Annotated in this window: 12 protein-coding genes and 1 tRNA gene; 9 read left to right on the plus strand and 4 right to left on the minus strand. The window is 51.2% G+C overall.

Annotated features, from left to right (window positions below; translation table 11 throughout):
* From ACQY8X_RS14655 to ACQY8X_RS14695, 9 genes are all read left to right on the plus strand, one after another.
* Positions 1-77 (plus strand) — tRNA-Met (locus ACQY8X_RS14655).
* Between the two features lie 296 nt (positions 78-373).
* Positions 374-829: a ribosome maturation factor RimP gene (gene rimP / locus ACQY8X_RS14660; RefSeq protein ID WP_428035886.1), complete on the plus strand. Its 456-nt coding sequence runs from the start codon at positions 374-376 to the stop codon at positions 827-829.
* A 36-nt stretch (positions 830-865) separates the two neighbouring features.
* Entirely contained in the window at positions 866-2,356 is a 1,491-nt protein-coding gene (gene nusA, locus ACQY8X_RS14665) for a transcription termination factor NusA (protein ID WP_428035887.1), read from the plus strand.
* A 23-nt stretch (positions 2,357-2,379) separates the two neighbouring features.
* Positions 2,380-4,962, plus strand: a complete 2,583-nt coding sequence (infB, locus tag ACQY8X_RS14670) for a translation initiation factor IF-2 (protein ID WP_428035888.1) — start codon at positions 2,380-2,382, stop codon at positions 4,960-4,962.
* Between the two features lie 20 nt (positions 4,963-4,982).
* Positions 4,983-5,378, plus strand: a complete 396-nt coding sequence (gene rbfA / locus ACQY8X_RS14675) for a 30S ribosome-binding factor RbfA (protein WP_428035889.1) — start codon at positions 4,983-4,985, stop codon at positions 5,376-5,378.
* 3 nt (positions 5,379-5,381) lie between these two features.
* Complete coding sequence (gene truB, locus ACQY8X_RS14680) at positions 5,382-6,350, plus strand: tRNA pseudouridine(55) synthase TruB (RefSeq protein WP_428035890.1); 969 nt, start codon at positions 5,382-5,384, stop codon at positions 6,348-6,350.
* Between the two features lie 130 nt (positions 6,351-6,480).
* Positions 6,481-6,750 (plus strand): 30S ribosomal protein S15, encoded by a 270-nt coding sequence (gene rpsO / locus ACQY8X_RS14685; protein ID WP_091361726.1) that lies wholly within the window; start codon positions 6,481-6,483, stop codon positions 6,748-6,750.
* A 208-nt stretch (positions 6,751-6,958) separates the two neighbouring features.
* Positions 6,959-9,061: a polyribonucleotide nucleotidyltransferase gene (gene pnp, locus ACQY8X_RS14690; RefSeq protein WP_428035891.1), complete on the plus strand. Its 2,103-nt coding sequence runs from the start codon at positions 6,959-6,961 to the stop codon at positions 9,059-9,061.
* Positions 9,062-9,158: 97 nt separating this feature from the next.
* Entirely contained in the window at positions 9,159-9,611 is a 453-nt protein-coding gene (locus ACQY8X_RS14695; RefSeq protein WP_428035892.1) for a CreA family protein, read from the plus strand.
* A gap of 246 nt (positions 9,612-9,857) precedes the next feature.
* Here ACQY8X_RS14695 and ACQY8X_RS14700 read toward each other — a convergent pair whose 3' ends face one another.
* The 4 genes from ACQY8X_RS14700 to rsuA all read right to left on the minus strand — a co-directional run bounded on the left by ACQY8X_RS14700 (position 9,858) and on the right by rsuA (position 13,483).
* The gene (locus ACQY8X_RS14700; protein WP_428035893.1) at positions 9,858-10,208 is read right to left on the minus strand and encodes a hypothetical protein; all 351 of its coding nucleotides are present in this window, start codon (positions 10,206-10,208) and stop codon (positions 9,858-9,860) included.
* Between the two features lie 837 nt (positions 10,209-11,045).
* Positions 11,046-11,669: a YciC family protein gene (locus ACQY8X_RS14705; protein ID WP_428035894.1), complete on the minus strand. Its 624-nt coding sequence runs from the start codon at positions 11,667-11,669 to the stop codon at positions 11,046-11,048.
* An 81-nt stretch (positions 11,670-11,750) separates the two neighbouring features.
* Positions 11,751-12,794 carry a methyltransferase gene (locus tag ACQY8X_RS14710; RefSeq protein WP_428035895.1) on the minus strand — a complete coding sequence of 348 codons (1,044 nt, stop codon included), beginning with the start codon at positions 12,792-12,794 and terminating at the stop codon, positions 11,751-11,753.
* Entirely contained in the window at positions 12,794-13,483 is a 690-nt protein-coding gene (gene rsuA, locus ACQY8X_RS14715; RefSeq protein ID WP_428035896.1) for a 16S rRNA pseudouridine(516) synthase RsuA, read from the minus strand. The genes ACQY8X_RS14710 and rsuA overlap by 1 nt, the downstream gene beginning before the upstream one ends.

Raw genomic sequence — 13,483 nt, forward strand, 5'->3', positions numbered from 1 at the left:
TGCGGGGTGGAGCAGCCTGGTAGCTCGTCGGGCTCATAACCCGAAGGTCGTCAGTTCAAATCTGGCCCCCGCTACCATTTTCACAATGTTTTTCAGAAATAAGAGATTCGTATAACGGACTCTTGAGGGATAATCCGATTTAGCATCGTCTTAGTGCTGTTTTCTTTAGGGAGAGTGGCAGCTGATGCTGATTCCCGCTACCAATTTCAGTGTGCTGGTGATTCGGTACAAAACTGAAATTGTCGATCAAGCAGTACGTTGATTGGCCCCTTTTTAGGGGCTTTTTCGTACTTGCGGCCCATCGGGTCGTATGTTGAATGGGTCTTTGACCCATTTTTTGTTTGCCTAAGAAAGTGCGTTTAGAGGTTTTTGCGTGTCAGCAAAGTTGAGTGTGTTACAGGAACTGATTGAGCCATCTGTGGTGGCTCTCGGTTATCAGTTATGGGGTGTTGAAATGATATCCCAGGGGCGTCACAGCATGCTACGGATCTATATCGATGCAGAAGAGGGTATCGGTGTAGAGGACTGTGCCAGTGTGAGTCGCCAGGTGAGCGGTATTCTCGATGTGGAAGATCCAATTAGCGGTGAATATACATTAGAGGTGTCCTCCCCCGGAATGGATCGCCCGCTGTTTACGCTGGAACAGTACCAGGCGTTTGTCGGACATGTGGTGCAGGTTAAGCTGCGCATGCCATTTGAGGGTCGTCGCAGGTTTAAAGGCGTCCTCAAGGGCATTGAAGATGAAGATATTGTGCTGGTTGTCGATCAGGAAGAATACCTGTTACCGATTGACCATATTGATAAAGCAAACATAGTTCCTCAGTTCTGAGAGTGAAGAATTGAATTTTGAGGTTGGGGCAGTTGTATGAATAAAGAAATTCTACTGGTTGCAGAAGCAGTATCTAACGAGAAAGATGTTTCTAAAGAGGTAATCTTCGAAGCGATTGAACTGGCGCTGGCAACAGCGACTAAGAAACGCTACGACGAAGAGGCGGATGTCCGCGTAGTAATTGATCGAGCTACGGGTGATTACACCACCTTCCGTCGCTGGGCCGTAGTCAGCAACGAAGGCGTACCCATGCTGGGTACTGAGCTGACTATGCAGGAAGCGGAAGAGATCGATGCAAGTCTGCAGCCGGGTGATATCCACGAGGAAGAGATTGAGTCGGTTAAATTTGGTCGTATCGCTGCGCAGACCGCTAAGCAGGTTATTGTGCAGAAAGTACGTGAAGCTGAACGCGCTAAAGTGGTTGCACAGTACAGCAGCCGTCTGGGTGAGCTGATCTCCGGTACTGTAAAGAAAGTGACACGGGACAACATTATCGTTGATCTGGGTAACAACGCAGAAGCGGTGCTGCCGCGTGATCAGTTGTTGCCACGGGAAACCTATCGTATGGGTGACCGGGTTCGGGCGGTTCTGAATGAGATTCGCACCGAAGGTCGTGGTCCTCAGCTGGCGATGAGCCGTAGCTGCCCTGAGATGCTGATCGAGTTGTTCCGCATCGAAGTGCCTGAGATCTCTGAAGAGGTGATTGAGATTCGTGCGGCATCCCGTGATCCGGGTTCTCGTGCGAAAATCGCTGTGAAGACCAATGATGGCCGTATTGATCCGGTTGGGGCCTGTGTGGGGATGCGTGGTGCACGGGTGCAGGCGGTGTCTAATGAACTGAGCGGCGAACGTGTCGATATTGTTCTCTGGGATGATAATCCAGCCCAGCTGGTGATTAATGCGATGTCACCAGCGGAAGTTGCCTCCATTGTTGTGGATGAAGATTCCCGTTCAATGGACGTTGCCGTTGCTGCTGAAAACTTGCCGATGGCGATAGGCCGTAGCGGACAGAACGTCCGTCTGGCTTCAGAGCTGACCGGCTGGAAACTGAACGTAATGACCGAAGAAGAAGCTGCAGAGAAGCAGCAGTCTGAAACCGGTTCTATCCTGGAGCTGTTTATTAAGCACCTGGATGTTGATGATGATATTGCTGAGATTCTTGTAGATGAAGGCTTTACCTCGCTGGAAGAGGTGGCTTATGTACCTGCAGATGAGATGCTCGAAATCGATGGTTTCGATGAAGATATTGTTGATGAACTGCGCACCCGCGCAAAAGATGCTCTGCTGAATCTGGCACTTGCAAGTGAGGAGGCATTGGAAAATGCCGAGCCTGCTCAGGATCTGCTGGAGATGGAAGGTATGGAGCGTCACCTGGCCTTTGTTCTGGCCAGTAAAGGTATCGTGACCATGGAAGATCTGGCTGAACAAGCGGTTGAAGACCTGCTTGAGATTGCAGAGCTGGATAAAGAAAAGGCTGCAGCGCTGATTATGACTGCGCGCGCCCCATGGTTTGCGGACGAAGAATAAGTCAACGGAGGAGATAAACCCAGATGGCAGAAGTCACAGTAAAACAACTTGCCGAAGTAGTTGGCGTTCCCGTTGATCGTTTGCTTACGCAGATGAAAGAAGCAGGTATTGCAGGCAAAAATGAAGCCGCTTCGGTTACCGAAGATGAGCGTCAGAAGCTGCTGAACCACCTTAAGCGCAGCCACGGTGAGAAATCCGATAGCGAGCCTAAGAAAATTACCTTGAAGCGTAAAACCACCAGTCAGATTAAAGTGTCCGGTGCAGCGGGTAAGAAAACGATTAATGTCGAGGTGCGCAAAAAACGCACCTATATTAAGCGTGCGGATGTTGAAGAAACGCCGGTAGCGGAAGCTAAAGTTCAGAATCTGCAGGCCGAGCTGGATGAGCAGGCGCGTCGTGATGCAGAGCTACAGGCTGCTCAGGAAAAACAGCGTGAAGAAGCGCGTCTGAAGGCTGAGGCTGATGCAAAGGCGAAAGCTCAGCGTGAAGCTGCGGCGGTTGCCAAACCGTCTGAAGCGAAGCCGGCTGTTGCGAAGCCCGCAATGTCTAAACCCGTTGCGCCAAAAGCTGCAGCACAGAAAGCGCCTTCTGCGCCGACAGTCGCTGATGTCAGCATGGCCGGGAATGATGCGAAGCAGGATCGTAATAAGCCTGCCCGGGAAAAGAACTTCCGGAGTCAGGATAAACCCGCTGCTGGCCGTAAAGGTAGTGGTGATGGTAAGCGTCTGTCCCGTAAGCCGGGCGGTCGTGAAGGTGCTGGCAATCGCCGCGGCGGAAAGCCCGCACAACGAGGCATGACCAGTTCTAACGTGCAGGCGTTCGAGCGCCCAACCGCTCCGGTGATTCATGAAGTTGGAATTCCAGAGTCAATTACAGTGGCTGAACTGGCGAAGAAGATGTCAGTTAAAGCGGCTGACCTGATCAAAGTTATGTTCAAAATGGGGGCGATGGCGACCATCAACTCCGTTATTGATCAGGATACCGCTTCTCTGGTGGTTGAAGAGATGGGTCATACGGCTGTTCCAATGCAGGAAAACACCGTTGAAGATCAGCTGATCGAGAGCGCTGGTGCTGCAGAAGAGATTGCCGGTGAACAGGTTGAACGTGCGCCAGTCGTGACCGTTATGGGTCACGTTGACCACGGTAAAACATCGTTGCTTGACTATATCCGTGAAACCCGGGTGGCGGCTGGTGAGTCCGGTGGTATTACCCAGCATATCGGTGCTTATCATGTTGAAACGGGCCACGGTATGGTGAGTTTCCTGGATACACCGGGACACGCTGCGTTTACCGCGATGCGTGCCCGTGGTGCGCAGTTGACCGATATCGTCATCCTGGTGGTAGCAGCCGACGATGGTGTAATGCCGCAGACTGAAGAAGCGGTGAATCACGCTAAAGCAGCTGGTGTACCACTGGTTATTGCGATCAACAAGATCGATAAAGAGGATGCGGACCCTGAGCGGGTTAAGAATGAGCTGGCTCAGCGCGATGTTCTGCCGGAAGAGTGGGGCGGTGATGTTCAGTTCGTCAACGTATCAGCGAAAACCGGTGAGGGTATCGATGCCCTGCTGGATGCCGTACTGCTGCAGGCTGAAATTCTTGAACTGAAAGCGATCCCTGAAGCGCCTGGACGGGGTGTTGTGGTTGAGTCCCGTCTCGATAAAGGACGTGGCCCGGTTGCCACTCTGCTGGTGCAGAATGGTACTCTGAGACAGGGCGATATCGTTCTGGCAGGTCTGCAGTATGGTCGTGTTCGGGCGATGCTGGACGAGAATGGTAAGCCGGTTAAAGAAGCTGGCCCATCTATCCCGGTTGAGATTCTCGGCCTGGATGGTACTCCGGGTGCTGGTGATGAGTTCACCGTGGTCTCTAATGAGAAGAAGGCCCGTGAAGTGGCTCTGTTCCGTCAGGGTAAATACCGTGAAGTTAAATTGCAGCGTCAGCAGCAGGCGAAACTGGAGAACCTGTTCGAAAATATGCAGGCTGGTGATGTTAAGACGCTGAATATTATTCTCAAGGCAGACGTTCGTGGTTCACTGGAAGCCCTGACCAGCTCATTGCTGGATCTGAGCACCGACGAAGTTAAGGTGAATATTGTCTCTGGTGGTGTGGGCGGTATTGCTGAAACCGATGCTAACCTGGCGGTTGCCTCTAGTGCCATCATGATCGGCTTTAACGTCCGTGCGGATGCACAGGCGCGTGCTATTGTGGAACGTGAAGAGATTGAGTTGCGTTACTACAGCGTTATCTATGACATCATCGACGATGTTAAGCTGGCAATGACCGGCCTGTTGTCTCCTGAGTTCAAGGAGCAGATCGTTGGTATCGCTGAGGTTCGTGATGTCTTCCGTGCACCGAAGATTGGGGCGGTGGCAGGCTGTATGGTGATCGAAGGTTCTGTTCATCGTAACAAGCGTATCCGGGTTCTGCGTGAAAACGTAGTGATCTATGAAGGTGAGCTGGAGTCTCTGCGTCGCTTCAAGGACAGCGTAGCTGAAGTGCGTCAGGGTATGGAGTGTGGTATCGGCGTTAAGAACTACAATGATGTGAGAGTCGGCGACCAGATCGAAGTCTTCGACACCATTGAAGTCGCACGTACGTTGTAAGAGTGTATTGACAGACAATTATGGCAAGAGAATTCAGTCGTACACAGCGGATATCTGACCAGGTCCAGAAGGACCTGGCGCAGTTGATCCAGCGTGAAATTAAAGACCCTCGCCTGGGGATGGTGACCATCAGTTACGTTAAGATCGCTAAAGATCTTGGTTATGCTGATATCTACATCACTGTGATGGCGATGGGTGGTAAAGATGAAGCCACTGCCGTGACAGAGTCCCTCAAGGTTCTGAATAATGCAGCCGGTTTCCTGCGTGGACAGCTGTCCAGCAAGATCAAACTGCGGGTGATGCCGCAACTACGCTTCCATTTTGATGAAAGTGTTGATCGTGGCCGTCGCCTTAATGACCTGATTATTCGGGCAACCCGGGAAGACAGCAAACACGGTCAGGACGACGGGGAGTAACCTTTGGCAAGACGGGCAAAAGGCCGGTCGGTCAACGGTATTTTTCTGCTCGATAAACCGGGTGGAATGTCGTCAAACCGGGCGTTGCAAATAGTAAAGCGGATCTATGGCGCTGCTAAGGCCGGCCATACCGGCGCACTGGATCCTCTGGCAACCGGGATGCTGCCGCTTTGTTTTGGCGAAGCGACCAAATTTTCCCAGTTCCTGCTGGATGCGGACAAGCGTTATGTCACCACGGCTAAACTGGGTCAGCGAACGGATACCAGTGATGCGGATGGTGAGGTGGTCGAAGAGCGTCCGCTGCCGGAAAATCTCACCGCAGAGCAGATTGATGAGCTGTTGCAGCGCGAGTTTACCGGCCAGATCACGCAGGTGCCATCGATGTTCTCGGCGCTCAAGCACAATGGTCAGCCGCTCTATAAACTGGCACGACAAGGTATTCAGGTTGAGGTCAAGAGTCGTCAGGTGACGGTTTTCAGCATTGAACTGCTGGATTTTCGCGGTGATGAAGTGGATCTGGATATACGTTGTAGTAAAGGTACCTATATCCGTTCTATTGTTCAGGATATGGGCGAGATGCTAGGCTGCGGCGCGCATGTTAAAATGCTTCGCCGCCTCGATTCCGGCCCCTATAAGGCTGAAAGTATGATGCCGCTGGCTGATCTTGAGCAACTGGTGGACGAAATGGGCAGTGAGGCCTCTCCGGAACGCATACAAATGCGTCTGGATGAGTTATTATTGCCGCCCTGGAGTCCGGTAGCAGATACCCCTGAGGTTATTCTGACCGGGCAGCAGACTCGCAGCCTCTGTTTTGGACAGACGGTGGTGCTGGATACTTCGAATGGAAACAACCCGGCACAGCCGCTGGTACGTTTACTTGATGGGGACAGCGGAAACTTTCTGGGTATTGGTGAGATCGATGCTAAGGGGACTTTGTTACCCCGGCGGCTGATGAGTACTCAGGAAAGTTAATTGAATTTGCCAGTGTGGCTCAGGCGACACCGGTAATCTGACGTTGAACTGAAAATATGCTCGGTACAACGCGACTATTAATCCACCACACAGATGCTGTGGTGTGCATATTATTGTTGGAGTTATTAAAATGGCATTATCTGTTGAAAAGAAAGCTGAGATCGTTGCTGAGTACGCTCGTGGCGAAGGCGACACTGGTTCACCTGAAGTACAGGTTGCTCTGCTGACCCACAATATCGTTGGTCTGCAGTCTCACTTTAAAGGTCACATCCATGACCACCATTCTCGTCGCGGTCTGATCCGCATGGTAAACCAGCGTCGTAAGCTGCTGGACTACCTGAAGAAGAAAGATGTAACTCGTTACGCTGATCTGATCAAGCGTCTCGGCCTGCGTCGCTAAGATAATGTTCCGGGGCCATCTATGATGGCCCCGGTGCTTTAAGATCGGCTGAAACAGCGATCTGTAAATGAGTCTGTTCAACGTTTAACACCAACCAGCCTGTACTCTGGTGTGCTCTGTTCAGAGCCCAGCAGAGTACTGGCTATAAAGAGGCCGGTGTGACGTAGCACAGACATTTTTTTGTTTTGCAAAAATAAGGAATTGTATCGTGCCACAAGCAATTACTAAGACATTCCAATACGGTAAGCATGAAGTGACCCTCGAAACGGGCCGGGTTGCCCGTCAGGCGAGCGGTGCTGTATTGGTTACTATGGCTGGTGTACAGGTTCTGTGTACCGTTGTTGGCGCTAAATCAGCCCGCGAAGGTCAGGACTTTTTCCCACTGTCTGTTCACTATCAGGAAAAGTACTACGCCGTAGGCCGTATCCCAGGTGGTTTCTTTAAGCGTGAAGCGCGCCCATCTGAGAAAGAGACGCTGACCTCCCGTCTGATCGACCGTCCGATCCGCCCACTGTTCCCTAAGGGTTACATGAATGAAGTACAGGTTATCTGTACAGTTATGTCTGCGGATAAGATTAACGATCCTGATATCGCTGCGATGATCGGTACCTCTGCAGCTCTGGCGGTTTCCGGAATCCCTTTCCAGGGCCCAATCGGTGGTGCCCGTGTGGGTTACACTGAAGAAGCTGGCTACACTCTGAACCCAACATTTGAAGAGCTGGAAAGCTCTATGCTGGACATGGTGGTTGCCGGTACGTCTGATGCGGTTCTGATGGTTGAATCTGAAGCTCAGGAACTATCTGAAGATGAGATGCTGGGTGCGGTTGTATTCGGTCACCAACAGATGCAGGTTGCTATCAATGCGATTAACGAACTGGTTGCTGAAGCCGGTAAGCCGCGTTGGGAATACACCCCTGAAGCGAAGAATGAAGCCCTGATTGAACAGGTTCGTGGTGTGGTAGGCGAAGATATCAACAACGCTTACCTGACAGCTGACAAGATGGAGCGTCAGAACGCTCTGAATGCGGCCCGTGATAAAGCGATCGAAACACTGTGCGGTGATGAAGGCCAGCCTTCTGCCGGTGAAGTATCCGGTATCTTCAAATCACTGGAGAAAGAGATCGTTCGTGGCCGTATCCTTGATGGTCAGCCACGTATCGATGGTCGTGACAGCAAGACTGTCCGTGGTATCGATGTAGAGATTGATGTACTGAGCGGTACTCACGGTTCTGCACTCTTTACCCGGGGTGAAACTCAGGCGATCGCTACCTGTACACTGGGTACTGCCCGTGATTCTCAGATCATCGATGCGATCGAAGGTGAGCGTCGTGATCCGTTCATGCTGCACTATAACTTCCCTCCATACTCTGTTGGTGAAGCGGGTCGTATGGGTGCAACCGGTCGTCGTGAGATCGGTCATGGCCGTCTGGCGCGTCGCAGTGTTGCTGCGGTTCTGCCAACCCAGGAAGAGTTCCCATACACCATCCGTATCGTGTCTGAGATCACTGAATCCAACGGTTCAAGCTCTATGGCGTCTGTTTGTGGCGCGTCTCTGTCGATGATGGATGCGGGTGTACCTCTGAAAGCACCCGTTGCCGGTATCGCGATGGGTCTGGTTAAAGAGGGCGATCGTTTCGCTGTTCTGACCGATATCCTTGGTGATGAAGATCACCTGGGCGACATGGACTTTAAAGTGGCCGGTACTGAAGCAGGTGTTACTGCGCTGCAGATGGATATCAAGATCACCGGTATCACCGAAGAGATCATGGATATCGCGCTGGAACAGGCGTATGAAGCCCGTGCTCACATTCTGAAAGAGATGGCTAAAGTGATCGGCTATGCTCGTCCAGAGCTGCCAGACAACGCGCCAGCGATGACCCTGCTGGAGATCAACCCAGAGAAGATCCGTGACGTTATTGGTAAGGGTGGTGCAACCATCCGAGCACTGACCGAAGAGACCGGTGCCACTATCGATATCGAAGATAACGGTACTGTCCGTATCTACGCAGCTGATAAAGCTGCCGCGAAAGCGGCTGTTGATAAGGTTCGCGAGATCACTGCAGAAGCTGAAGTCGGCAAGATCTACGAAGGTAAGGTTGTACGTCTGGAAGAGTTCGGCGCATTCGTCAACATCCTGCCGGGTAAAGATGGTCTGGTTCACATCTCTCAGATCGCTAACAAGCGCATTGAGAAAGTCACCGACTATATCAAGATGGACGATGTAGTTAAAGTTAAGGTGATGGAAGTTGATCCACGTGGTCGTATCAAACTGACCATGCGTGATCTGGAGCAGGATGAGTCTGTCGAGTAAGACTTAACCCCGCTGGTAAAAAAGCCCTGCTGATGCAGGGCTTTTTTGTTTCGCTAATACGCTAGAATATACGCTTATCTATCCAGGGACTGAGAGTATGAAAAGAGTAACGGCCATGTTATTAATCTTGCTGCTGAGCGGCTGTGGTGGCGATGAGGTAGGTGATGTCTCCCTCGGCTTGCTGACCACAAAAGATATTAAACTCAATGTGCTGGTGGACCCGGTAGTCACCGGTGTGACTTGCCATATCGCCAGTATAGAAGCCGATCTGGATTTCTCCGACCCCAGTGATTCATCTATCGCCTGCCGTCAGACCGGGCCGATAACGCCAGAGATGATCGCGGCCATCGACCGCTCCAAGGATGGAGAAATTGTTTTCCGCAAGTCTAAAAGTGTGCTTTTCAAGACCATGAAAGTCCGGCGTATCTTCGACCCGGAATCGCAGACACTGATGTATCTGTCTTACTCTACCAAAGAGACCAACGGTAGCTTTAAACACAGCTTGTCGACAGTACCGCTGTGGGGGACGCAGGCTTTTCAAAAGCAGTAGTTAGACGTGACTGCGTCACTTGCCAGACGGCGCTTCGCGCCTTGCTGGAAAAAGCGCTTTTTAAGCGCCTGTATATTCAATTTTTTGCGTTGAGTAATTATTACCCGGTACCCCGCAGCCTAGTAGTTATGGGGCTTAGGTTAGTTCTCCCAACGTTATGCACAGGCTTGTGGGGGCTAATCTGGGGATAAAAGAGCAGTCGCTATTCATCGCTTTGCGCCTGCCCATGCCGATGTCAGAAAAAGATCAGCTTGCTGATCGGTATAACTCCAGGCCTGCAACGGAGGGTTGTTCTGCTTCGCTGTCACTGTGTGCCAGCGCCCGAAGCAGGCGACCGGTTATGCAGGTGAAACACTGCGGGCCATTTTTGCTACAGAGTGAGTTTGCGCAGGCGTTGAGCAATAGTTCGTGGGCTGCCTGCTGCTGCACCCTGCGATCAGTTGAAAACAGCTCGCTGCAGGTCACAATTCCCTGTTCAATTAACTCAGTAACCGTATGGCCACGCCACTCTGCGATGAGTGCATCAGACATTCCGCTGTGTAATTTGATGATAGGCTCTTCACGCTCCAGCCAGGCATCAATTCTGAGTGATCCCATGATAAACCTCCTTTTCATTAATAAGAATGATTCTCATTATGATTTGTTCGTGTAAAAATGCAACAACTTTTTAGCTGAGAAATATGTGCTGCCCATTTATTACCCGCAGGCTGGAGATATAACAATGGAGGCTTACGCTAGTTGCCTCAATGCTATACACAGGCTTGTGTGGGCGAATCTGGGGAGAAAAGAGCAGTGGCTAGATGTGACTGCGTCACTTGCCAGAACGGCGCTGCGCGCCTGCTAGTGACTAGGAAAAGCCTTCTTTATTAGGCGTGCGATAACGAGCGTTGTAGGGTAGGGTAGGGTAGGTTGGGGTGAGGTACGAACCCCAACAGCAGAGGCAGATGTGACGACGAAAATTAAGGAATAATTACCTTGTTATTAAAGTAACTAACTGATTTTATTATGTTAATTTCTGTTCCTTCCAAGGAGGGGAAAGACCTTCTATTCAGTCTCTTTCGCAGGCTTTTTCTAGCAAGGGAAGCAAAGCTTCCCGTCTAACCACTAGCAAGTGACGAAGTCGCATCTAGCTGGAGGCTAGGAAAAGCCTTCTTTATTAGGCGTGTGATAACGAGCGTTGTAAGGTAGGTTGGGGTGAAGTACGAACCCCAACAGCAGAGGTAGATGTGAGGACGACAATTAATGAATAATTACCTTGTTAGCAAAGTAAATGACTGATTTTATTAGGTTAATAACTATACCTCCAAGGGGGAAAGACCTTCTATTCAGTCTCTTTCGCAGGCTTTTTCTAGCAAGGGAAGCGAAGCTTCCCGTCTAACCACTAGCAAGTGACGCAGTCACGTCTGGCTAGCCGCGCAGCGGCGGTCTCGCCCCTCAACCCTGCTCAGCAGAGTTTTCCCGCATAACACAGTACAGCCTGAATCCATAAATCGTATAAAGGCAATTAAGAAAGCCGAACACGATATCAAATAGCGCTCGGATAATAATGGACTCGATACCGACTTTCGATAGCAGTAATCCGATGAGCAGGTTGCCGCCCAGCAGAAGGGCAAACAGCAATGCCAGGCCGTTTAGCAGGGGCCAGAAATAGTCTGATGTGTCCTGCCAGCTGTTTTTCAGGGATTCGGTAGGGCCGGTTTTTTCGATAATGCTGAAGTATTCAGCAAATCCCCAGCGGATCAGTATAAAGATACCGGGGATAAAAAACAGTAACAGGCCCATGGCGATGCCAAATGCCCCCAGTAGTTTGGTGACAAACAGAGATCCCCAGCGGTTGAGACCAATTTTCAGGGCTGCGGTGGTGCTGATGGGAGCGTTATTGACCACTGATTCCAGATAGGCGATGGTGGCGCCGGTATAGAGCGGCAGGAAGATCAGACTGGCCAGGTAGAACATCAGGACTGAGTTGTTTAATTCCGGGTTTTCCGGGTCAACCGATTGCATCGCGCTCATGCTGATCAGCGTTATCAAAATGATAAACGGCAGCTGTATGCGCATTATTGGCTGCATATTGGCGCGGAAGAAAAACCAGGTTTGTTTGAGATAGGTGGCGATCATGCTGTGTTTTTAACTCATCTCTTATTTCGGTTGGGCCAGCAATACCAGCTTAAAGCTACCATTGTCGGCGATGGTTTCTACGGTCGAGAACCGTGTTTGTGCTTTTCGCTCCAGTGGGATGTGCAGATTGACAACAAAGCAGGCGATTCCATCGCTTTGCAGGTGTTGACGAGTGGCATCCAGAAACCGATCAGTCATATCCCCCTCAATACTGAAACCCTGATGAAACGGCGGGTTACAGATGATCAGCGGGAATCGTTCGCTGATACTGTCTGCACAATCAGCGATGATGACTTCGGCGTCGATACCCAGTTGACGAATATTTTCCTGGCAGGCGAGTACTGCACCGGCGTTGTTGTCGGTAGCGGTGATTCTGCAACCTGGCTGTGCGCAGTTGATGGTCAGATAGCCATAACCGCAGCCCAGATCGAGCGCTGTTTTCGGCGGGGCTGGCAGTCGCTCGGTAAAGCGAGCGAGTTCGCTGATCAGAAAAGCACTGCCCTTATCTATTTTGTTCCAGCCATACACTCCCGGTTTGCTGATATAGCTGTAGCGTTCATCATTTGCCACTTGACGAAGGCTGGCGTAGTCCTGATCTTCGAGTAACTCGGTATCCGGGGCGCCGGGAGAGTGAAGAGTGCCCATCCAGGTATTTTTGTCTGACTTGGACTGTTCCATCTGTCCACCAAACAGTTTCTTGGCTTTGTCCAGATAGGTCTTAATACCCTCGTTTTTCAGTCCTGCGATGCACAGGGTTCCGCCGGGTTTGAGAATTCGGATAGCCTGATTGATCACATGGTGTACCACCGGCTTCTCTTTTGAAACCCGGTAAATAATTTTATCCACGGTATGATCAGCATAGGGGGTGAAATCAAAGTCAGAGAACTGGCTGGTCCAGCCAGCACTGTTCAGCTGCTGGCAGAGATCATAGCGGTTGGTAATCACCGTGATGGCGGAATTGACCCGACTGGTCTGATGCAACAGATTTTCATCGGCTATCCAGAGAGCCAGGCCGCTGGCACTGTCCAGCTCAGGTTTTAACAGTGTAAATGCCGTGTCAGTCATCAGAAGGATTTCGCCTCTGCTGCGGTCAGAAAACGAAATTCGCCCGGTTCCAGCTCATCATCCAGAGCGATTGCGCCAATCTGTTCGCGGTGCAGGGCAATCACTTTATTGCCCAGCGCAGCAAACATCCGTTTAACCTGGTGATAACGGCCTTCGTGCAGGGTCACCCGGGCCTGAGTCTCTGAAAGCACTTCCAGGGTGGCTGGCAAGGTGGGGTTATCCTCATTGCGCAGCAGGATGCCATTGGCAAATGCTTCGACGTAGTCCTCGGTGATCGGGTCTGCCGTGGTGACCAGATAGACCTTATCACAGCGATGTCTGGGCGAGGTAACCCGGTGAGACCACTGACCATCGTTGGTAATCAGCACCAGTCCGGTGGTATCAATATCTAAGCGACCAGCGGGGTGCAGATCACGGATGTTGTCCAGCTCCAGCAGGTCGATAACCGTAGGGTGTTCGGCATCTTCGGTGGCACATACGGTGCCTTCCGGTTTATACAGCATCAGATATTTCGGGCCTGGCGGCGAAACTTTCTGCCCCTCCAGTAGCACCTCATCATCGCTGACAACTTTGTAGCCGTGATCCTGACAGATCTGGCCGTTTACCTCGACGTTCTTACATTTGATCTGTCGCTTAATTAGACTGCGCGGTAAACCGGTTGCCTGACTCAGATATTTATCCAGTCGCAT

The sequence above is a fragment of the Amphritea sp. genome (genome assembly GCF_050300915.1).
Taxonomy (GTDB): domain Bacteria; phylum Pseudomonadota; class Gammaproteobacteria; order Pseudomonadales; family Balneatricaceae; genus Amphritea.